This window comes from Burkholderia lata (assembly GCF_902499335.1).
Lineage (GTDB): Bacteria > Pseudomonadota > Gammaproteobacteria > Burkholderiales > Burkholderiaceae > Burkholderia > Burkholderia lata_B.
This window is the reverse complement of sequence record NZ_CABVQK010000020.1, coordinates 71,626-91,647: the sequence shown is the minus strand read 5'-3', so window position 1 is coordinate 91,647 and position 20,022 is coordinate 71,626. Positions and strand designations below refer to the sequence as shown.

The 20,022-nt window shown below is 68.2% G+C and carries 20 protein-coding genes; 16 read left to right on the top strand and 4 right to left on the bottom strand.

Annotation, left to right across the window (positions count from 1 at the left end; translation table 11 throughout):
• Positions 1-142 precede the first annotated feature (142 nt).
• The 16 genes from hemN to ureG all read left to right on the top strand — a co-directional run bounded on the left by hemN (position 143) and on the right by ureG (position 14,872).
• A complete protein-coding gene (gene hemN, locus BCO18175_RS36360) occupies positions 143-1,534 on the top strand; it encodes an oxygen-independent coproporphyrinogen III oxidase (protein WP_174988261.1) in 1,392 nt (463 codons plus the stop codon).
• Positions 1,535-1,614: 80 nt separating this feature from the next.
• Positions 1,615-1,872: a hypothetical protein gene (locus BCO18175_RS36355; protein WP_006488573.1), complete on the top strand. Its 258-nt coding sequence runs from the start codon at positions 1,615-1,617 to the stop codon at positions 1,870-1,872.
• 104 nt (positions 1,873-1,976) lie between these two features.
• The gene (locus BCO18175_RS36350; RefSeq protein ID WP_174988258.1) at positions 1,977-2,633 is read left to right on the top strand and encodes a protein-L-isoaspartate O-methyltransferase family protein; all 657 of its coding nucleotides are present in this window, start codon (positions 1,977-1,979) and stop codon (positions 2,631-2,633) included.
• 14 nt (positions 2,634-2,647) lie between these two features.
• Positions 2,648-2,971 (top strand): rhodanese-like domain-containing protein, encoded by a 324-nt coding sequence (locus tag BCO18175_RS36345; protein ID WP_011351193.1) that lies wholly within the window; start codon positions 2,648-2,650, stop codon positions 2,969-2,971.
• A 451-nt stretch (positions 2,972-3,422) separates the two neighbouring features.
• Positions 3,423-4,730 (top strand): urea ABC transporter substrate-binding protein, encoded by a 1,308-nt coding sequence (urtA, locus tag BCO18175_RS36340; protein ID WP_046545094.1) that lies wholly within the window; start codon positions 3,423-3,425, stop codon positions 4,728-4,730.
• A gap of 149 nt (positions 4,731-4,879) precedes the next feature.
• Positions 4,880-6,499 (top strand): urea ABC transporter permease subunit UrtB, encoded by a 1,620-nt coding sequence (gene urtB / locus BCO18175_RS36335; RefSeq protein ID WP_174988255.1) that lies wholly within the window; start codon positions 4,880-4,882, stop codon positions 6,497-6,499.
• Between the two features lies 1 nt (position 6,500).
• Positions 6,501-7,688 carry an urea ABC transporter permease subunit UrtC gene (urtC, locus tag BCO18175_RS36330; RefSeq protein ID WP_174988253.1) on the top strand — a complete coding sequence of 396 codons (1,188 nt, stop codon included), beginning with the start codon at positions 6,501-6,503 and terminating at the stop codon, positions 7,686-7,688.
• Positions 7,685-8,542, top strand: coding sequence for an urea ABC transporter ATP-binding protein UrtD (urtD, locus tag BCO18175_RS36325; RefSeq protein WP_174988250.1), 858 nt, complete (start codon positions 7,685-7,687; stop codon positions 8,540-8,542). The genes urtC and urtD overlap by 4 nt, the downstream gene beginning before the upstream one ends.
• A gap of 4 nt (positions 8,543-8,546) precedes the next feature.
• Positions 8,547-9,239, top strand: coding sequence for an urea ABC transporter ATP-binding subunit UrtE (gene urtE / locus BCO18175_RS36320; protein WP_174988247.1), 693 nt, complete (start codon positions 8,547-8,549; stop codon positions 9,237-9,239).
• A 196-nt stretch (positions 9,240-9,435) separates the two neighbouring features.
• Entirely contained in the window at positions 9,436-10,311 is an 876-nt protein-coding gene (locus BCO18175_RS36315) for an urease accessory protein UreD (protein WP_174988245.1), read from the top strand.
• Positions 10,312-10,547: 236 nt separating this feature from the next.
• The gene (ureA, locus tag BCO18175_RS36310; protein WP_006406310.1) at positions 10,548-10,850 is read left to right on the top strand and encodes an urease subunit gamma; all 303 of its coding nucleotides are present in this window, start codon (positions 10,548-10,550) and stop codon (positions 10,848-10,850) included.
• An 8-nt stretch (positions 10,851-10,858) separates the two neighbouring features.
• On the top strand, positions 10,859-11,164 hold the full coding sequence (locus BCO18175_RS36305) for an urease subunit beta (RefSeq protein WP_046545089.1): 306 nt from the start codon (positions 10,859-10,861) through the stop codon (positions 11,162-11,164).
• Between the two features lie 29 nt (positions 11,165-11,193).
• Positions 11,194-12,900: an urease subunit alpha gene (gene ureC, locus BCO18175_RS36300; RefSeq protein WP_174988243.1), complete on the top strand. Its 1,707-nt coding sequence runs from the start codon at positions 11,194-11,196 to the stop codon at positions 12,898-12,900.
• Between the two features lie 22 nt (positions 12,901-12,922).
• Positions 12,923-13,540 carry an urease accessory protein UreE gene (gene ureE / locus BCO18175_RS36295; RefSeq protein ID WP_174988240.1) on the top strand — a complete coding sequence of 206 codons (618 nt, stop codon included), beginning with the start codon at positions 12,923-12,925 and terminating at the stop codon, positions 13,538-13,540.
• A complete protein-coding gene (locus BCO18175_RS36290) occupies positions 13,527-14,207 on the top strand; it encodes an urease accessory protein UreF (protein ID WP_174988237.1) in 681 nt (226 codons plus the stop codon). The genes ureE and BCO18175_RS36290 overlap by 14 nt, the downstream gene beginning before the upstream one ends.
• A 17-nt stretch (positions 14,208-14,224) precedes the next feature.
• Positions 14,225-14,872, top strand: a complete 648-nt coding sequence (gene ureG / locus BCO18175_RS36285; protein WP_174988234.1) for an urease accessory protein UreG — start codon at positions 14,225-14,227, stop codon at positions 14,870-14,872.
• A gap of 63 nt (positions 14,873-14,935) precedes the next feature.
• On the opposite strand, the gene waaA is transcribed toward ureG, so the two are convergent.
• The 4 genes from waaA to BCO18175_RS36265 all read right to left on the bottom strand — a co-directional run bounded on the left by waaA (position 14,936) and on the right by BCO18175_RS36265 (position 19,813).
• Complete coding sequence (gene waaA / locus BCO18175_RS36280) at positions 14,936-16,291, bottom strand: lipid IV(A) 3-deoxy-D-manno-octulosonic acid transferase (RefSeq protein ID WP_174988232.1); 1,356 nt, start codon at positions 16,289-16,291, stop codon at positions 14,936-14,938.
• A 37-nt stretch (positions 16,292-16,328) separates the two neighbouring features.
• Positions 16,329-17,213, bottom strand: coding sequence for a Kdo hydroxylase family protein (locus BCO18175_RS36275; RefSeq protein ID WP_085039638.1), 885 nt, complete (start codon positions 17,211-17,213; stop codon positions 16,329-16,331).
• A 34-nt stretch (positions 17,214-17,247) separates the two neighbouring features.
• The gene (waaC, locus tag BCO18175_RS36270; protein ID WP_174988229.1) at positions 17,248-18,243 is read right to left on the bottom strand and encodes a lipopolysaccharide heptosyltransferase I; all 996 of its coding nucleotides are present in this window, start codon (positions 18,241-18,243) and stop codon (positions 17,248-17,250) included.
• Positions 18,244-18,418: 175 nt separating this feature from the next.
• Entirely contained in the window at positions 18,419-19,813 is a 1,395-nt protein-coding gene (locus tag BCO18175_RS36265) for a phosphomannomutase/phosphoglucomutase (protein ID WP_174968474.1), read from the bottom strand.
• Positions 19,814-20,022: the final 209 nt, after the last annotated feature.

Sequence of the window (20,022 nt, the reverse complement as noted above, 5' to 3'; positions counted from 1 at the left end):
CAACAAAAAACGGTGCGGCAACCGGACGCGGTGCCGGCAGCCCCACCCCGCATTGTGCCATCCCCGGCTGCGACGTTATTACGCAATGCAGCCGAATCGCGCGTTTATATACTCGAAAGCATCTAAAAAGCGCGAGACCATCATGCGTTCCGGTTCTGCCGACTCATTGTTCCGTCCCGATTTGCTCGCGAAATACGGCGCGAACGGGCCGCGCTATACGTCGTACCCCACCGCGCTGCAGTTCCGCGACGATTTCGACCCGGCCGACTATGTGCGTGCGGCGAGCGACCCCGGCGCGTCGTCGAGCGAGCTGTCGCTGTACTTCCACATCCCGTTCTGCAACACCGCGTGCTTCTACTGCGGCTGCAACAAGATCGCGACCAACAACCGCCGCCGCGCGCGTCCGTATCTCGACCAGCTCAAGCGCGAGATGGCGCTGCAGGCCGCGCTGTTCGATCCGGCGCGCCCGGTCACGCAGCTGCACTGGGGCGGCGGCACGCCCACCTTCCTGTCCAACGACGAAACGGCCGAGCTGATGGCGGCCACGCGCGAGCACTTCGCGCTCGCGCCGGACGCCGACGCCGAGTTCTCGATCGAGATCGATCCGCGCACGGTCACGCCCGCGACGCTCGTCCACCTGCGCACCATCGGCTTCAACCGGCTGAGCCTCGGCGTGCAGGATTTCGATCCGGTCGTGCAGCAGGCGATCAACCGCATCCAGCCGCTCGCGATGACGGCCGACCTGCTCTCCGCCGCGCGCACGACGGGTTTTCATTCGGTGAGTGTCGACCTGATCTACGGGCTGCCGCACCAGACCGTCTCCGTCTTCGCGCGCACGCTGGAAACGATCATCGAACTCGCGCCCGACCGGCTGTCGGTGTTCGGCTATGCGCACATGCCGCACCTGTTCAAGATGCAGCGTCAGATCGACGACGCGACGCTGCCGCCGCCGGAAACGCGCATCGCGCTGCTCGGCCTCGCGATCGACATGCTGACGTCGGCCGGCTACGTGTACATCGGGATGGACCACTTCGCGCGGCCGTCCGACGAACTCGTGCGCGCGCAGAAGAACGGCACGCTACAGCGCAACTTCCAGGGCTACAGCACGCGCGCGGACACCGACCTCGTCGGATTCGGCGTGTCGTCGATCGGCAAGGTCGGCGACGTCTACGCGCAGAACGCGAAAGACCTGCCCGCCTACGGCGCCGCGCTCGACGCGGGCCGGCTGCCGATCGCGCGTGGCGTGCGGCTCACGCCCGACGACCGGCTGCGCCGCGACGTGATCACGCAACTGATGTGCAACCTCGAACTGCCGTTCTCGCATGTCGAGGCCGCCCACGGCATCCGCTTCGCCGATCATTTCGCGCGCGAACTCGACGCGCTGCGCCCGTTCGAGCGTGACGGGCTGCTGTCGATCGCAACCGACCGCCTGACGATCCATCCGGCCGGCCGGATGGTCGTGCGCAACATCGCGATGGCGTTCGACGCGTATCTCGGTCAGACGCCGCAGCAGCGCTACTCGCGCACGGTCTGAGCCCGGCGGGCCCCGGCCGGTCACGCGCGGGCGGCCGGTTTGATACAGTATGGGGCTTACGCCCCGCCAGAATCCGCACGATGCGCACCACCAAAGCGACCCACGCGGTCGAACGCCTGAAGACCCGCTCCGGCAACCCGCAATTCGCGGCCGTCGCGATGGCGGGCGGCCTGTTCTATCTCGTCGACCGCTCCGGCGGCACCGCCGAAAAGCGCTGCGAGCCGCTGCCGCTCGACGAGTTCGTCAAGTTCGTCGACGAATTCGGCCCCAAAAAGCCGCGCAAGGCGAGCAAGCTCGACCTCGCGTTCGAGGCGCAGATCAAGAAGAGCAAGGGGTAAAGGTCTGTTGCAGGCCGCCTGAAGGCTTCGCGGCCGCCCCGTTTGGTACAATCACGAAGTTTCTCTATCCCCGCTGATGGCCGACCAGGCTGCGTGACCACACCATGAATATCGAAAACGCGCGTTTCAACATGATCGAACAACAGATCCGGCCGTGGGACGTGCTGGATCTCGACGTCCTGGGCCTGCTGTCGATCGTCAAGCGTGAAAACTACGTTCCGGCCGAATACCGCGATCTCGCGTTCGTCGACCTCGAACTGCCGCTGCCGAGCGGCAACAGCAAGATGCTGTTCCCGCGCGTCGAAGCGCGCGTGCTGCAGGAGCTGACGGTCAAGAAGCACGAGAACGTGCTCATCATCGGCGCCGGCTCGGGCTACCTGGCTGCGCTGTTCGCGCACCGCGCACAACACGTGACGGCCGTCGAGATCGATCCGACCAACGCGAAGTTCGCGGAAGACAACCTGCGCAACGACGGCGTGACCAACGCGGAAGTCGTCCTCGGCGACGGTTCGCGCGGCTGGGCCGGCAAGGCACCGTATGACGTGATCTGCGTCGCGGGCGGCCTGCCCGTCGTGCCGCAGGAAATGCTCGAACAGCTGAAGGTCGGCGGCCGCCTCGCGGCATTCGTCGGTGGCCGTCCGGTGATGAAGGCGCAGATCATCACGCGCATCGACGACAAGCAGTACCGCGTCGCCGACGTGTTCGAAACGTACATCGACCACCTCGTCAACGCGATCGAGCCGTCGCGCTTCAAGTTCTGAACGGCGGAGCCCCCATGCAGATCCTGACGGCCGCGATGCTCGCGGAATGGCTTGGCGACAAGGCGCGCCCCGCCCCGGTCGTGCTCGACGTGCGCGAACCGTGGGAAATCGCGACCGCGCACATCGCCGGTAGCGTGTCGATCCCGATGCAGCAGATTCCCGCCCGCAGCGAAGAGCTCGACGACGAAGCGGAAATCGTCTGCGTGTGCCATCACGGGATGCGCAGCGCGCAGGTCGCGATGTTCCTCGAATCGCGCGGCTTCACGAAGCTGTACAACCTGCAAGGCGGGATCGACGCGTGGTCGCGCGACGTCGATCCGTCCGTGCCGCGTTACTGACCTTTCCGGCGGCGCATCGCGCGCCGCCTCGCCGATCGGCACACTGCCGCCGGTCGCACCGATCCCCCGAACGGGCACGCATCGCGTGCCCGTTTCTCTTTTCCGCTCCGGTTAATCACTTCAGCGTCGTCTCGATGACCGACAGCGGCACCGCGCCGTGCCGTGCCGTGCCCGCGTGGCGCGAAGTCATGGTGCACGACGGTTCCCGCACCGCGTGCAGGTGCAGGCACCGGAACGGGGAACCCCGAACGTGCACCATTTGCGCCCGTGACCCTGCACCGCGACGGACCGCGCATGCTGCACGACGTGTCATGCGCACCGTCCCGACGCCGCGCACTGCCCCGCGCAGGCACGCCGGACGTGCATCCGCACGACTTGGCACATGCCTTGCGTTACCCGTTGGCCGACGCCTTCAGGGCGCACGCATATCCAACACGTCAAGGGGAACCCGATGAAACGTCGCAGTCTGTTGAAGTTCGGTTCGATGGCCGGCGCACTCGCGCTCGCGGGCAAGAGCCCGTTCGTACACGCGGCCGATGCGGGCACCGGCCCGATCAAGGTCGGCATCCTGCACTCGCTGTCGGGCACGATGGCGATCTCGGAGACGTCGCTGAAGGACACCGCGCTGATGACGATCGCCGACATCAACAAGAGCGGCGGCGTGATGGGCCGCAAGCTCGAGCCTGTCGTGGTCGATCCCGCGTCGAACTGGCCGCTGTTCGCCGAGAAGGCGCGCCAGTTGCTCACGCAGGACAAGGTCGCGTGCGTGTTCGGCTGCTGGACGTCGGTGTCGCGCAAATCCGTCCTGCCGGTGTTCGAGGAACTGAACGGGCTGCTCTACTACCCGGTGCAGTACGAAGGCGAGGAAATGTCGCGCAACGTGTTCTATACGGGCGCCGCACCGAACCAGCAGGCGATCCCGGCCGTCGAGTACCTGATGAGCGCGGAAGGCGGCGGTGCGAAGCGCTTCTTCCTGCTCGGCACCGACTACGTGTATCCGCGCACGACCAACAAGATCCTGCGCGCGTTCCTGAAATCGAAGGGCGTGAAGGACGCCGACATTCAGGAGGTCTACACGCCGTTCGGCCATAGCGACTACCAGACCATCGTCGCGAACATCAAGAACTTCTCGCAAGGCGGCAAGACGACCGTGATCTCGACGATCAACGGCGACTCGAACGTGCCGTTCTACAAGGAGCTCGGCAACCAGGGGATCAAGGCGACCGACGTGCCGGTCGTCGCGTTCTCGGTCGGCGAGGAAGAGCTGCGCGGGATCGACACGAAGCCGCTCGTCGGCCACCTCGCCGCGTGGAATTACTTCATGTCGGTGAAGAACCCGACCAACACGAAGTTCAAGGACCAGTTCGCCGCGTGGGTAAAGGCGAACAACCTGCCGGGCGGCGCGAAGCGCGTGACCAACGACCCGATGGAAGCGACCTACGTCGGCATCCACATGTGGAAGCAGGCCGTCGAGAAGGCGAAGAGCACCGACGTCGACAAGGTACGCGTCGCGATGATCGGCCAGACCGTCGCCGCACCGTCGGGCTTCACGCTCGCGATGGACGGTAACCATCACCTGCACAAGCCGGTGATGATCGGCGAGATCCGCGGCGACGGGCAGTTCAACGTCGTGTGGAAGACCAAGACCGCGGTGCGCGCGCAACCGTGGAGCCCGTTCATCGCGGGCAACCAGGGCAAGCCGGACATCGTCACGTCGATCCCGGCCTTCCTGCGCCGGCAGCGCGCGGCGCTCGCCTGATGCAGGGCGGCACGTCGCGCTTCACGCGCGACGTGCCGCTCGCACGCCGGTGCCGATATCGATGCGGAGGCCGCGCTTGCCGTGATGAACGGCACGCGAGCGCGCATTGCCACCTGCATCCGCTTCCCCACGCCCGACAGGATTTCCCGATGCCTACACGCTTTCGCCGAGCCGCCGTCGCGATCGTCGCGTGCGCCGCCCTCGCGGGCGGGCTGCCGCGCGCCGCGTTCGCGCTGACGGCTACCGATACCGCCGCGCTCGCCGGCGACGACTTCGACGCGAAGACGGCCGCGGTCGAACGGCTCGCAGCCGATTCCGATCCGCGCGCCGTCGCGGTGCTCAACGCGCTGTCGACCGGCGACGCGCTCGCGACCGGTGACGGCCGCCTGCTGATCCAGACCGGCGACACCGCGCACGACGCGCTCACGCAGGCCGCGACGCCGGCCGGCGACGCGCAGCCCGTGATGCTGAACAACCTGCTGCGCACGAAGATCACGGGCGCGCTGTCGGGGCTCGCGCTCGCGTCGCCCGACGTCGCCGCGCGCCGCGACGCGATCGACGCGCTGCTGAAATCGCCCGACCCGGCACTCAAGCCGATGATCGACCGCGCGCGTGCAAAGGAAACCGATCCCGCGCTGAAGCGCCGACTCGACGCACTGTGGGCGATCGCCGCGCTGCACGATGCCGATCCGGCGAAGCGCCTCGAAGCCGTGCAGGTGGTGGCCGCGCGCGAGGACCTCGACATGATCGAGCAGTTGCGCCCGCTCGTCGCGAAGAACGCCGACGGCAGCTATACGGAGCCCGATGCGCGCGTGCGCGACGCCGCGCAGCAAGGTCTCGACGCACTGCATTCGCTGCAGCGCCGCGGCGAGATTGCCGGCACGCTGTTCGCCGGCCTGTCGCTGGGCAGCGTGCTGCTGCTCGCCGCGCTCGGCCTCGCGATCACGTACGGGCTGATCGGCGTGATCAACATGGCGCACGGCGAATTCCTGATGATCGGCGCGTACGCAACCTATGTCGTGCAGACGCTGATCCAGCGCTATGCGCCCGGCGCGTTCGACTGGTATCCGCTCGTCGCCGTGCCGGTGTCGTTCGTGACGGCCGCGCTCATCGGCATCGTGCTCGAACGGCTCGTGCTGCGGCACCTGTACGGCCGCCCGCTCGAGACGCTGCTCGCGACCTTCGGCGTGAGCCTGATCCTGATCCAGGCAACGCGGATGCTGTTCGGAGCGCAGAACGTGCAGGTCGTGAACCCGTCGTGGATGAGCGGCGGCGTGACCGTGATGCAGAACCTGATCCTGCCGTACAACCGGCTCGCGATCCTCGCCTTTGCGCTCGCGGTGGTCTTCATCGCGTGGGCCGTGCTGACGAAGACGCGGCTCGGCCTGTTCGTGCGCGCCGTCACGCAGAACCGCCGGATGGCCGCGTGTGTCGGCGTGAAGACCGCGCGCGTCGACGCGTATGCGTTCGCGTTCGGCGCGGGCATCGCGGGCCTCGGCGGCTGCGCGCTGTCGCAGATCGGCAACGTGGGCCCCGACCTCGGCCAGAACTACATCATCGATTCGTTCATGGCGGTCGTGCTCGGCGGGGTCGGGCAGATCGCCGGCACCGTGCTCGGCGGCTTCGGGCTCGGCCTCGCGAGCAAGGCGATCGAGCCGTTCTGGGGCGCCGTGCTCGCGAAGATCGCGGTGCTCGTGATGATCGTGCTGTTCATCCAGAAACGTCCGCAGGGCATGTTCGCCCCGAAGGGCCGCAGTGCGGAGGCTTGACGTGACTTCATTCACCAATTCGTTGTCCAATCCCGTCGCCGATTCGCCGAAGCCGGCCGCTGCCGCCCGCGCGGCAGACGGCTTCGCGCTCGGCCTGCCGCCTCGCCCCGCGTTGCTGTCGCGGCGTGCGTGGCTCGCGCTGATCGCGCTGTGCGTCGCGATCGGCATCGGCGTGCCGCTCGCCGCGCTCGTCGCGCCCGAGTCGAGCGCGTTCCATCTGTCCGCGTACGCGATGACGCTCACCGGCAAGCTGATGTGCTATGCGATCGCCGCGCTCGCGCTCGATCTCGTGTGGGGCTACTGCGGGATCCTGAGCCTCGGCCACGGGCTGTTCTTCGCGCTCGGCGGCTACGCGATCGGCATGTACCTGATGCGCGAGATCGGCCGTGACGGCAAGTACAGCAGCGACCTGCCCGACTTCATGGTGTTCCTCGACTGGCACCAGTTGCCGTGGTACTGGAGCGGCACCCAGCATCTCGCGTGGGCGCTCGCGCTCGTCGTGCTCGTGCCGGCCGTACTCGCGTGGGTGTTCGGCTTCTTCACGTTCCGCTCGCGCGTGAAGGGCGTGTACCTGTCGATCATCACGCAGGCCATGACATTCGCCGCGATGCTGCTGTTCTATCGCAACGAGACCGGCTTCGGCGGCAACAACGGCTTCACCGATTTCAAGCGCATCGCGGGCTTCGCGATCACGTCGCCCGGCACGCGCACGGTGCTGTTGCTGCTGACGTTCGCGACGCTGGTGCTCGCGTTCATCGCCGCGCGCGCGATCGTCACGAGCAAGCTCGGGCGCGTCGTCACCGCGGTGCGCGACGGCGAGACGCGTCTGATGTTCCTCGGCTACAGCCCGCTCGCGTACAAGCTGTTCGTGTGGACCGTGTCGGCCGTGCTGTGCGGCATCGCAGGCGCGCTGTACGTGCCGCAGGTCGGCATCATCAACCCCGGCGAGATGTCGCCCGGCAACTCGATCGAGATGGCGATCTGGGTCGCGGTGGGCGGGCGCGGCACGCTGATCGGGCCGATCGTCGGCGCGTTCGCGGTGAACGGCGCGAAGAGCCTGTTTACCGCGTACTTCGCCGAATACTGGCTGTTCTTCCTCGGCCTGATCTTCGTGCTCGTGCCGCTGCTGCTGCCGCGCGGGATCATGGGCCTCGTCGAAACCGTGCTCGCGAAGGGGAAACGCGCATGAACGGAACGGCCCTCTACCAATTCACGCCGCCGCCCGAGGACGAACTGCTGGCCGTCAGCGGTACCGCATCGATGGGGCGCGTGGTGCCGCCCGGCATCGACACGTCGCACGGCACGATCCTCTACCTCGAGGATATCGAGGTGAGCTTCGACGGCTTCCGCGCGCTGAAGAAGCTGTCGCTCGCGATCGACGCGGGCGAGCTGCGCTGCGTGATCGGCCCGAACGGCGCGGGTAAGACGACGATGATGGACGTGATCACCGGCAAGACGCGTCCCGACGCGGGCAAGGTGTTTCTCGGCCAGACGCTCGACCTCGCGCGGATGAACGAGCCCGAGATCGCGCGCGCGGGCATCGGCCGCAAGTTCCAGAAACCGACCGTGTTCGAACAGCATCCGGTGTGGGAGAACCTCGAGCTCGCGATGCAGACCGACAAGGGCTGGCTCGCGTCGCTGCGCGCGCGGCTCGACCGCCCCGCTCAAGCGAAGATCGAGGAGACGCTCGCGCTGATCGGCCTCGAAAGCCAGGCGTTCCGCGCGGCCGGCGAGCTGTCGCACGGGCAGAAGCAGCGGCTCGAGATCGGCATGCTGCTGATGCAGCGCCCCGCGCTGCTGCTGCTCGACGAGCCGGCAGCCGGGATGACCGACCACGAGACGATGGAACTCGCCGAGCTGCTGAACACACTGCGCGGCACCTGCTCGATGATGGTCGTCGAGCACGACATGGAATTCGTCGCGGCGCTCGCGGGCGACACGGGCCGCGTGACGGTGATGGCCGAGGGCGCGGTACTCGCGCAGGGCACGCTCGACCAGGTCAAGCGCGACGACGCGGTGATCGAGTCTTACCTTGGACGATGATGCGATGCTGAAGATCGATGCACTGAACCAGTACTACGGCGGCAGCCATATCCTGCGCAACGTGAGCCTCGCCGCCGACGACGGCAAGCTCACCGTGCTGCTCGGCCGCAACGGTGTCGGCAAGAGCACGTTGCTGCGCTGCCTGATGGGCGTCGTCGCCGCGAAAAGCGGCAGCGTGTCGTGGCGCGGCACGGCGCTCGGCGCGATGCCGCCGTATGCGCGCGTCGCGGCCGGGCTCGCGTACGTGCCGCAGGGCCGCGACATCTTTCCGCGCCTGACCGTCGAGGAGAACCTGCTCGTCGGTGCAGCGAGCCGGAAAGCACCGTCCAGGGTGCCCGACCGCATCTACGACCTGTTCCCGGTGCTGAAGGACATGCGCGCGCGGCGCGGCGGCGACCTGTCGGGCGGCCAGCAGCAGCAGCTCGCGATCGGCCGCGCGCTGATGAGCGAGCCGCAGTTGCTGATCCTCGACGAGCCTACCGAAGGCATCCAGCCGTCGATCATCCAGGACATCGGCCGCACGCTGCGCCAGCTCGTCGACGAATCGAAGATGACCGTGCTGCTCGTCGAACAGTATTACGACTTCGCCCAATCGATCGCCGACCGCTACTGGGTGATGAGCCGCGGCGAGATCGTCGCGGGCGGCGACGCGCAGGACATGGAAGCGAACGGCGTGCGCGAGCTGATCGCGGTGTAGCCGGCAAGGTGGCGCGAAGCGGCGTCGCTTCCGGCCATCAATCCGGCGTCTCGTCGAACAGCACACGTCGAGCTCACGCCGGCGATGTGCGGCACGGCGCGAGAGCCGCGTTGCCGCGTCCCGCAACGCGGGCACCGAAGCGTATATTGTTGCGGTAGCATCCTCGTTCCCCGCGCCCGTCCCCTGCTTCCCGCCGATGTCCGCCCCCGATTCCCATGCCCCGCTGTCCCGCCCCGCCGTCGCCAAGTCGTGGCACGGCCGCCTCGAACTCGGCTTCGAGCGGCACGGCGCGCGCACGACGCTCGCTCACCGGCTGCACGACGGCCCGCTGCGCGTGCAGCGTCCGCTGTACCCGGAAGGCGATGCGATCTGCCACGCGGTGATCGTCCACCCGCCGGGCGGCGTCGCGGGCGGCGACCGGCTCGACATCGACATCGCGCTCGGCGACGGCACGCACGCGGTGCTGACGACACCCGGCGCGACCAAGTGGTACAAGTCGAACGGGCTGGACGCGACGCAGCGCATCGGCATCACGGTCGGCGAGCACGCGAAACTCGACTGGCTGCCGCAGAACAACCTGTTCTTCGACGCGGCGCACGCGTCGCTCGACTTCACGGTCAAGCTCGGCGCGGGCGCCAGTGCGATCGGCTGGGACGCGTCGCAGCTCGGCCGGCAGGCGGCCGGCGAAACCTGGTCGGCAGGCCGCATCGCGTCGACCTCCGCGCTTGTCGATGCCGACGGCCAGCCGCTGTGGACCGAACGCGCGCTGCTCGATCCGCACGACCCGCTGCGCGGCGCGCTGCAGGGCCTCGCCGGTTTTCCCGCGTACGGCACGCTGTGGGCCGCCGGCGCCGCGTGCGACGCCACGCTCGCCGAATCGCTTGCCGCACGGATGCCGTTCGACACCACGCTGCGCGCGGGCGTGACCTGCATGACACCGGGCGTCGTGCTCGTTCGCGCACTGTCGACATCGATGGAAGCGCTGCAGCGCCACTTCACCGACTGCTGGCTGCATCTGCGGCCGATCGTGCACGGCGTCGACGCACGGCCGCTGCGCCTCTGGCAAACCTGAGCGCGGTCGCGCCACGCACCGTTTCGGCGCAGCGTCGCGGCGGGCGCTGCACGTTGCCCATGCATCGCGCACCACGAGCGCGCATCTCACTGCGTTCCATGCACATGGCACGCGCCTTGCTCCTTACATAACCGATACACGGCGCACGCAAAACAGCGCGGTGCTACGATGAACCGCGCGTTCGCGCCATTGCGCACGCACCGATAAAAATTACGTTTTCCTGAACGTTTGCCTTCATGAAACTGACTCCCCGCGAGAAGGACAAGCTGCTGATCTTCACGGCGGCGCTGCTGGCCGAGCGCCGTCGCGCACGCGGCCTGAAGCTCAACTATCCGGAGGCGGTCGCCTTCATCACCGCCGCGCTGATGGAAGCCGCGCGCGACGGAAAGACGGTCGCCGAGGTGATGCATTACGGCACGACGCTGCTCACGCGCGACGACGTGATGGACGGCGTGCCGGAGATGATTCCCGACATCCAGGTCGAGGCGACCTTCCCCGACGGCACGAAGCTCGTGACCGTCCATCACCCGATTCCGTGAGGCCCCGCATGATCCCCGGCGAAATCCTCACCGACGACGGCGAACACGAACTGAACGCGGGCCGCGCGACGCTGACGCTCGTCGTCGCGAACACCGGCGACCGCCCGGTGCAGGTCGGCTCGCACTACCACTTCTTCGAAGTCAACGACGCACTGTCGTTCGATCGCGCGGCCGCGCGCGGCTTTCGCCTGAACATCGCGGCCGGCACCGCGGTGCGCTTCGAGCCCGGCCAGACGCGCACCGTCGAACTGGTCGCCCTCGCGGGCGATCGCGCCGTCTACGGTTTTCAGGGCAAGGTGATGGGGCCGCTGTAAGCCGCGCCCCGCTCTTCAGGAACAGCAACATGACACTACGCTTGAGCCGCCGCGCGTACGCGGAAATGTTCGGGCCGACGACGGGCGACCGCGTCCGGCTCGCCGATACCGAACTGCTGATCGAGATCGAACGCGACTTCACGACCTACGGCGAGGAAGTGAAATTCGGCGGCGGGAAAGTGATCCGCGACGGCATGGGCCAGTCGCAGCGTGTCGCCGCCGACGTGCCCGACACGGTCATCACGAACGCGGTGATCCTCGATCACTGGGGCATCGTGAAGGCCGACATCGCGATCAAGCACGGCCGCATCGCCGCAATCGGCAAGGCCGGCAATCCCGACATCCAGCCGGGCGTGACGATCGCGATCGGCGCCGCGACCGAGGTGATCGCCGGCGAAGGGTTGATCGTAACGGCCGGCGGCATCGACACGCACATCCACTTCATCAGCCCGCAGCAGATCGACGAGGCACTCGCGTCCGGCATCACGACGATGCTCGGCGGGGGCACGGGGCCGGCCACCGGCACCAACGCGACGACCTGCACGCCGGGCCCGTGGCACATGGAGCGGATGCTGCAGGCCGCTGACGGCTGGCCAATCAACCTCGGCTTTCTCGGCAAGGGCAACGCGAGCCTGCCGCAGCCGCTCGTCGAGCAGATCGCGGCCGGTGCGATTGGGCTGAAGCTGCACGAGGACTGGGGCACGACGCCCGCCGCGATCGACAACTGTCTTTCCGTCGCCGACGACACCGACACGCAGGTCGCGATCCACACCGACACGCTGAACGAAGGCGGCTTCGTCGAATCGACGGTCGCCGCATTCAAGGGCCGCACGATCCACACGTACCACACCGAAGGTGCGGGCGGCGGCCATGCGCCCGACATCCTGAAGGTGTGCGGCGAGGCGAACGTGCTGCCGTCGTCGACCAACCCGACGCGCCCGTACACGATCAACACGCTCGACGAACATCTCGACATGCTGATGGTGTGCCATCACCTCGATCCGTCGATCGCCGAGGATCTCGCGTTCGCGGAATCGCGGATCCGCCGCGAGACGATCGCGGCCGAGGACATCCTGCACGATCTCGGCGCGCTGTCGATGCTGTCGTCCGATTCGCAGGCGATGGGCCGCGTCGGCGAGGTGATCATCCGCACCTGGCAGACCGCGCACAAGATGAAGGTGCAGCGCGGCGCGCTGCCGGAAGACAGCACGCGCAACGACAACTTCCGCGCGAAGCGCTACGTCGCGAAGTACACGATCAACCCGGCGCTCACGCACGGCATTGCGCACGAAGTCGGCTCGATCGAGCCCGGCAAGTGGGCCGACCTCGTGCTGTGGGAGCCTGCGTTCTTCGGGATCAAGCCGTCGATGATCCTGAAGGGCGGGATGATCGCGATGGCGCAGATGGGCGACCCGAACGCGTCGATCCCGACGCCGCAGCCGGTCCACTATCGCGAGATGTTCGCCACCCGCGGCGGTGCGCTCGCGCGCACGTCGCTGACCTTCGTGTCGCAGATGGCCGCCGATGCGGGCATCGCGGAACGCTACGGCCTCGCGAAGCGGATCGTGCCCGTGCGCAACTGCCGCAACGTGACGAAGGCCGACATGATCCACAACGCGTGGCGCCCGTCGATCAGCGTTGATCCCGAAACCTACGACGTGATCGCCGACGGCCAGTTGCTCACCTGCGAGCCAGCCACGGTGCTGCCGATGGCGCAGCGCTATTTCCTGTTCTGATCCGATTGCCGGTCTTCGATTCATGCGCACCCTCGACAAACGCATTGCCCCGAACGTGAAACTCGCCGCGTCGCTCGTCGCGCGCGCACCGACGCTCACGCTCGCCTATGACGCCCGCTGCAAGAGCCGCCTCGCGGCGACGCTCGACACCGGCGAGGACGTCGCGGTCCTGCTGCCGCGCGGCACGATCCTGCGCGACGGCGACGTGCTCGTCGCCGACGACGGCGCACTCGTGCGCGTTGCCGCGGCGCCCGAGACCGTGCTGCGCGTGCGCGCCGCCGATCCGCTCACGCTGATGCGCGCCGCGTACCACCTCGGCAACCGTCACACGCCGGTCGAGATCGGCGACGGCTACCTGAAGCTCGAAGCCGATCCGGTGCTCGCGGACATGCTGCGCCGGCTCGGCACGCAGGTCGAGGAGACCCTTGCACCGTTCCAGCCGGAAGCCGGCGCGTACGGCGGCGGCCACAAGCACGGGCACGATGCGACGTTCGCCGAGGATTACGCGATCGCGCAGCAGGTGTTCGGCGAGCATCACGGCCACTCGCATTCGCACGATCACGATCACGATCACGATCACGATCACGATCACGATCATCAGCATGGTCCCGGTTGCGCGCACGGCCATGACCACCACTGAACTCGTCGCGCTGCTGCACCTTGCGTCGCCGGCGCTGCCGATCGGTGCGTTCAGCTATTCGCAGGGGTTGGAAGCGGCGCTCGACGCGAACCTGATCCACGACGCGGATACCGCGCGCGACTGGATCGCGAGCGGCCTGACCGACGTGCTCGCGCACGGCGAGCTGCCGTTCCTCGCGCACCAGCTCGCGCGCTGGCACGCGCACGACGCACCGGCGCTCGCCGCCGAAAATGCGTGGTTCATCGCGAGCCGCGAATCGGCGGAACTGCGACGCGAGACCGAACAGATGGGCTGGTCGCTCGCGCAGCTCTGCGCGTCGCTCGAATGGGGCGATGCCGCGCGCCGCGCGACACTCGCAACGATCAAGCCGATCGCGCTCCCCACTGCGTTCGCGTACGCAGCCGCCGCGCACGACGCGAGCGCCGACGCGGTGCTCGCCGCATACGCATTCGGCTGGGTCGAGAACCAGACATCCGCCGCGCTGAAGGCCGTACCGCTCGGCCAGCTCGCCGGGCAACGCATCATCGTTGCGCTGCGCGGCGCGATCGACGCGGCCGTGCGCCGCGCGCTCGCGACGCCGCCCGACGCCGTCAACACGTTCGCGCCGCAGCTCGGCATCCTGTCCGCGCGGCACGAAACCCAGTATTCGCGGTTGTTCCGCTCCTGAACCCGACGCTACCCGCCATGAACGCACCTGCTCCCTCCTCCGCCCGCCGCACGAAGAAACTGCCGCCGCTGCGCGTCGGCATCGGCGGCCCCGTCGGCTCCGGCAAGACCACGCTGCTCGAAATGCTGTGCAAGGCGATGCGCGACAAGTACGACCTCGTCGCGATCACCAACGACATCTATACGAAGGAAGACCAGCGGCTGCTGACGGTCGCGGGCGCGCTGCCCGAGGAACGCATCATGGGCGTCGAGACGGGCGGCTGCCCGCACACGGCGATCCGCGAGGACGCGTCGATCAACCTCGAGGCCGTCGACCGGATGCTGTCGCGCTTTCCCGATGCCGACATCGTGTTCATCGAATCGGGCGGCGACAACCTCGCGGCGACCTTCAGCCCCGAGCTGTCGGACCTGACGATCTACGTGATCGACGTCGCGGGCGGCGAGAAGATTCCGCGCAAGGGCGGCCCCGGCATCACGAAGTCCGACCTGCTCGTGATCAACAAGACGGATCTCGCGCCGCTGGTCGGTGCGAACCTCGACGTGATGGCGTCCGACACGAAGAAGATGCGCGGCGAACGGCCTTACGTGATGACGAACCTGAAGGCGCTCGAAGGCGTCGCGGACGTGATCGCGTTCATCGAGAAGAAGGGTTTGCTGACGATCTGAGCGGCGCGGCGGCGCCCTACGGTGCCGCCACGCGTACTCCCGGCGGCATTGCGCCGCCTTTGTCTATTCGTCGGACGTGTCCTGCGCGTCCTGCCGCGCGCGCACGCCACGCTCGGCGGGCGGCAGCAGGGCCGCGAGCACGTCGACCGTGCGTGCGGTCGCGCCGCGGTGACGCGACGCGAATGCCGCGCCGGCCGCGCCCATCGCAATGCGGCGCGCCTTGTCGGCGAACAGCGCGTCGAGCACGTGCGCGAGATCGAGCGGATCCTCGACCTGCAGCGCCGCGCCGGCCGCGACCGCGTCGGCGGTCGCCTGCGTGAAGTTGAACACGTGCTTCCCGATCAGCACCGGCACGCCGACCGCGCACGCTTCGATCAGGTTCTGGCCGCCGAGCGGCAACAGGCTGCCGCCGATGAACGCGATGTCGGCGGCCGCGTAATACGCGCCGAGTTCGCCCATCGAATCGCCGAGCAGCACCGTCACGTCGTCCGGCAGCGACCCGGCGGCCGGCCGGCCGGCCGCGAGCGCCGTCGTGTCGGCCGCCCAGACGGAGCGTCGCACGCACTTGAGCCCGCTGCGCTCGACGAGCGCCTCGACCTCGGCAAAACGCTGCGGATGGCGCGGCACGAGCACCAGCAGCGCGCCGGGCGTGCGCATCGCCGCGAATGCCTCGAGCACCAGCGCCTCCTCGTTCTCGCGCGTGCTCGCGGCGACCCACACCGGCCGCGAACCGATCGCGTCGCGCCATGCATGGCCGCGCGCCGCGAGTTCCGGCGGCGTCGTCATGTCGAACTTCAGGTTGCCGAGCACGGCCACGTTGCGCGCGCCGAGTGACGTCAGCCGCTCCGCATCGGCCGGGCTCTGCGCGAGCACGCGCGAGAAGCCGCCGAACACGTCGTGCGTCGCCGCGCCGAACTTCCCCGCGCGCCGGAACGAACGCGCCGACATGCGCGCATTGGTCAGCACCAGCGGCACGTCCGCGCGGCGGCACTCGTCGATCAGCGTCGGCCACACCTCGGTTTCCATCACGAGGCCGAGCGTCGGCCGCCACGCGCGCAGGAAGCGCCGCACCGCGCCGGGCATGTCGTACGGCAGGTAGCAGCGCAGCACGCGATCGCCGAAGATCTGTTCGCCGGTCGCACGCCCGCTCGGCGTCATGTGCGTGAGCAGGATGCGCGCATCGGGGCGCGCGTGCATCAGCGCGTCGATCAGCGGCTGCGCCGCGCGCGTCTCGCCGACCGATACCGCATGCACCCAGATCAGCGGCGCGCGGTCGTCGCGCGAGCGGCCCGCCACGTGGCCGAAACGTTCGCCGATGTGTTCGCGATAGCCGCGCTCCTTGCGCGAGCGCACGTAAAGCCGGATGACGGCGATCGGTGCGACGAGCCACCACAGCGCGCGATAGATCACCCTCAGCATGCAGCGGCCCTCGTGTTGCTTCGGAGAAGAGGCGCGCTCAAACCAGCGCCCTGCCCTTCAGGCGTTCGAGAATGCCGAGCGGCGCGCATTCGCGGCGGACCATCGCATCCACCGGCAGGAAGAAGGTCTGTTCGAGCATGAACTGGCCGGACATCACAGCGTGCGAAGTCTGATCCGAGAAACATATCCACACGCAGCCCGGCGGAAACGGCATCGTCTCCTGCGGGCTCGTCTTCTGGTAGTCGAGATCGGCCTTCATGCTGTCGTGCAGGTTCAGCATCAGGTGGTCGTACGCGCTGCGCGGCGACTTCGTCACGTGCAGCAGGTTCAGCAGCCATGCGGCACCCGGCAACTGCGGCTTGATGTGCGGCAGGAAGCGTTTCGCGACGTCCTCGAACGGCTCGCCGACGCGCCACACGCGCGGCACGCCGGCCGGGTTCACGTTCGTGAACACGCGCAGGATGCGCTCGCCGTAGTTGGGCCGCGACGGGAACGCATCGACGTGCAGCCGGCTGTCGTCCTTGCGCCACGACGTCTGGCGCGTCTCGACCTGCATCAGCCGCAGGCTCGTCGGTGCGACGCGCAGCTTGCCGCGATACTCGGGAAAGAGGCCGTCGACGAGCGTGCCGGCCTGCTGCTGGAAGCGCGCGACCAGCGCGCGCACCGCCGACTGCGTAACGCTGTCGCCGAGCACGCCGGCGAGCGCGCCGCCGTTCGGCGCGAGGCTGATGTTCTTGCGTTTCGGATCGGCGAGCGCCGGATCGAGCAGCGCTTCCTCGCCGCCTTCGATCGCGAAGCGCAGGTGCGGGAAATACAGCACCTTGCCTTCCTCGACGGCGGCCAGCAGCTGCTCGCGCGGCGCCGACAGGTTGTGTCCGCTCCAGTCGGCGGACGGGACTTCGATGATCTGGGATTCGCTCATGTTCGGTTCGCGTGGGTTCGCGCGTGTGACAGCGTTACAGGAGACCGAAGCCCGCGAGCGCCGACTTCACTTGCGCGATCGACGGGGGTTGCCCCGCCGTGCCGAGATTGACGACGTTCGGCGACCAGTAGCCGCCGGTCCGCCAGGCCGTCGCGAAATTGTACAGTTCGACCGTCGGCCGCTTCAGCGCGGCCGCGATGTGAACCAGACCTGTATCAACCCCGACGGTGGCGGCCGCGCCGTCGATCAGCCCGACCACGGCCGGCAGCGACAGCCGCGGCGGCACGATCGCCGCCGCGCCGAACTCCTTCGCGAGCCGCTCGCTGGTCGCGCGCTCCGCGTCGTTGCCCCACGGCAGCACGAGCGACGCGCCGCGCCGCACGAGTGCCTGGCCGAGCTCGATCCACGCGGCGTCCGGCCACTGCTTGTCGGCGCGCGACGTCGCATGGACGAACACCACGTACGGCACCGGCAGGTTCAGGCCGAGCGCGGCCACCGCGAGCGCCGCCGCGCGCGTATCGAGGCCGAAGTCGACCGGATCGGCCGGCGTCGGCACCGGGTCGCCCAGCGCGGCCGCGACGAGTTGCCGCGAGCGCTCGACGACGTGCGTGCGCGGCGCGATCGGCACGCGCTTGCGATAGAAGAAACGCACGGGCCACTCGTAGCCGGCGCCGTCGGTGCGGTTGCCGAGCCCGACGAGCGGGCCGCGCGCCCAGCTCGCGACCCAGGCCGTCTTGATGAGGCCCTGGCAGTCGATCACGAGGTCGTACTGCTCGGCCGCGAGACGCCGGTGGAAGGCGCGGATCTCGCGCCACGTGGCGCCCGAGAACGGCTTCTTGCGCCAGCGGCGCAGCGAAAACGGCAGCACGTTGCGCACGCCGTCGACGAGCTTGACCAGGTCGACGAAGCTTTCCTCGACGAGCCAGTCGATCTGCGCATCGGGGTGGCGGCGCCGGATATCGGCGATCACCGGCATGTTGTGCACGACGTCGCCCAGCGACGACACGCGCACGATCAGGATCTTTTGCACGCTGAAAAAACGCCGGCAGGCAGCCGGCGACAAGCAGAAAGGAGCGATTTTATCGCGCCCGGAGGCCCAGACAGACAAAAAGCGGCCGCACGCGTGTAGCGTGCGCCGCTTTTCGGGGGTGGCGCGACGATCGGACTCACCATCGCGCCGTTGGCGGCCCGCAGGCCGCCGAGGCTCAGAACGGCAGCTTGACGTCCGGCTTCGCGGCCGTCAGCACGCGGCGGAAGTCCTCCTGGATGCGCTTGAGCCCTTCCTGCGTCTCGGATTCGAAACGCATCACGACGACCGGCGTCGTGTTCGACGAACGCGCGAGGCCGAAGCCGTCCGGGTACTCGACACGCAGGCCGTCGATCGTCACGACTTCCTCGGCGCCGTCGAACTTCGCCTCTTTCTGCAGCTTGTCGATCAGGCGGAAGTTCTCGCCTTCGTCGAGCCACAGCTGCAGTTCGGGCGTGCTCATCGCGTCCGGCAGCCCGTTCAGCAGCGCGCTCGGATCGGCCGTCTTCGCGATGATCTCGAGCAGGCGTGCGCCCGTGTAGAGACCGTCGTCGAAGCCGTACCAGCGATCCTTGAAGAACACGTGGCCGCTCATTTCACCGGCGAGCGGCGCACCCGTCTCGCGCAGCTTCGCCTTCACGAGCGAGTGGCCCGTCTTCCACATCAGCGGCTCGCCGCCCTTCGACTTCACCCATTGCGCGAGGTGGCGCGTGCACTTCACGTCATAGATGATCTGCGCGCCCGGGTTGCGCGACAGCACCTCTTCCGCGAACAGCATCAGCTGGCGGTCCGGATAGATGATCTGGCCGTCCTTCGTGACGACGCCGAGGCGGTCGCCGTCGCCGTCGAACGCGAAGCCGATCTCGGCGTCGGTGTCCTTCAGCGCCTGGATCACGTCCTGCAGGTTTTCCGGGTGGGCGGGATCGGGGTGGTGGTTCGGGAACGTACCGTCGATGTCGGTGAAGCGCTCGACGAGCTCGCAGCCGAGCGCCTTGAACAGGCGCGTCGCGAGCGGGCCTGCCACGCCGTTGCCGGCGTCGACGACGAGCTTCATCGGGCGGGCCGGCTTGATGTCGCCGACGATGCGCGCGATGTATTGATCAGCCACGTCGAACTGCTCGTACGAGCCGCTGCCCGTCTCGAAGCGCTCGTCGACGATGCGTTGGTACAGCGCCTGGATCTGCTCGCCGTAGATCGCCGCGCCGCGCAGCACCATCTTGAAGCCGTTGTAGTCGGGCGGGTTGTGGCTGCCCGTGACGACGATGCACGAATCGACGCGACGCTCGCCGCCCTTCAGCGCGAGCGGGACGTTCGCCGCGAAATAGCCGACCGGCGTGGGCACCATGCCGACGTCGACGACGTCGACGCCCGCCGCACGCAGGCCGTCGGCCAGCGCGCCGACGAGGTCCGGCCCGGACAGGCGGCCGTCGCGCGCGACGACCACCGCATCGCCGCCCTGCGCGCGCACTTCGCTGCCGAATGCCCGGCCGATCCCGCGCGCGGTGTCGGTGTCGAGCGTCTTGCCGACCACGCCACGAATGTCATATGCCTTGAAGATGGATTGGGAGATCATCGATTCTCTTCTCTCAGTTGCGTGCATGGAAAATTGTCTGGCTTGCCTGGCCGCCGCTCGCCGGTGCCGCGCATGATACATGCTGGCCCGGCATGGGGCGTAACCGTTGGTGCGGAACGGCGGGAGCCACCCCGATCCCACTTATAATCGCGGGTTTTGATGACGCGCATACCGCCCATTTTAATGCCTAGCCGTCCCGCCAACCTGCT

Coding starts and splice junctions, on each gene's coding strand:
- ureA (WP_006406310.1), top strand. CDS start 10,548: ATGAAACTGACTCCCCGCGAGAAGGACAAGCTGCTGATCTTCACGGCG.
- BCO18175_RS36345 (WP_011351193.1), top strand. CDS start 2,648: ATGCAGATCCTGACGGCCGCGATGCTCGCGGAATGGCTTGGCGACAAG.
- BCO18175_RS36355 (WP_006488573.1), top strand. CDS start 1,615: ATGCGCACCACCAAAGCGACCCACGCGGTCGAACGCCTGAAGACCCGC.
- waaA (WP_174988232.1), bottom strand. CDS start 16,291: ATGCTGAGGGTGATCTATCGCGCGCTGTGGTGGCTCGTCGCACCGATC.
- BCO18175_RS36275 (WP_085039638.1), bottom strand. CDS start 17,213: ATGAGCGAATCCCAGATCATCGAAGTCCCGTCCGCCGACTGGAGCGGA.
- ureC (WP_174988243.1), top strand. CDS start 11,194: ATGACACTACGCTTGAGCCGCCGCGCGTACGCGGAAATGTTCGGGCCG.
- BCO18175_RS36265 (WP_174968474.1), bottom strand. CDS start 19,813: ATGATCTCCCAATCCATCTTCAAGGCATATGACATTCGTGGCGTGGTC.
- urtA (WP_046545094.1), top strand. CDS start 3,423: ATGAAACGTCGCAGTCTGTTGAAGTTCGGTTCGATGGCCGGCGCACTC.
- urtB (WP_174988255.1), top strand. CDS start 4,880: ATGCCTACACGCTTTCGCCGAGCCGCCGTCGCGATCGTCGCGTGCGCC.
- BCO18175_RS36350 (WP_174988258.1), top strand. CDS start 1,977: ATGAATATCGAAAACGCGCGTTTCAACATGATCGAACAACAGATCCGG.
- hemN (WP_174988261.1), top strand. CDS start 143: ATGCGTTCCGGTTCTGCCGACTCATTGTTCCGTCCCGATTTGCTCGCG.
- BCO18175_RS36315 (WP_174988245.1), top strand. CDS start 9,436: ATGTCCGCCCCCGATTCCCATGCCCCGCTGTCCCGCCCCGCCGTCGCC.
- ureE (WP_174988240.1), top strand. CDS start 12,923: ATGCGCACCCTCGACAAACGCATTGCCCCGAACGTGAAACTCGCCGCG.
- urtD (WP_174988250.1), top strand. CDS start 7,685: ATGAACGGAACGGCCCTCTACCAATTCACGCCGCCGCCCGAGGACGAA.
- urtE (WP_174988247.1), top strand. CDS start 8,547: ATGCTGAAGATCGATGCACTGAACCAGTACTACGGCGGCAGCCATATC.
- BCO18175_RS36290 (WP_174988237.1), top strand. CDS start 13,527: ATGACCACCACTGAACTCGTCGCGCTGCTGCACCTTGCGTCGCCGGCG.
- ureG (WP_174988234.1), top strand. CDS start 14,225: ATGAACGCACCTGCTCCCTCCTCCGCCCGCCGCACGAAGAAACTGCCG.
- BCO18175_RS36305 (WP_046545089.1), top strand. CDS start 10,859: ATGATCCCCGGCGAAATCCTCACCGACGACGGCGAACACGAACTGAAC.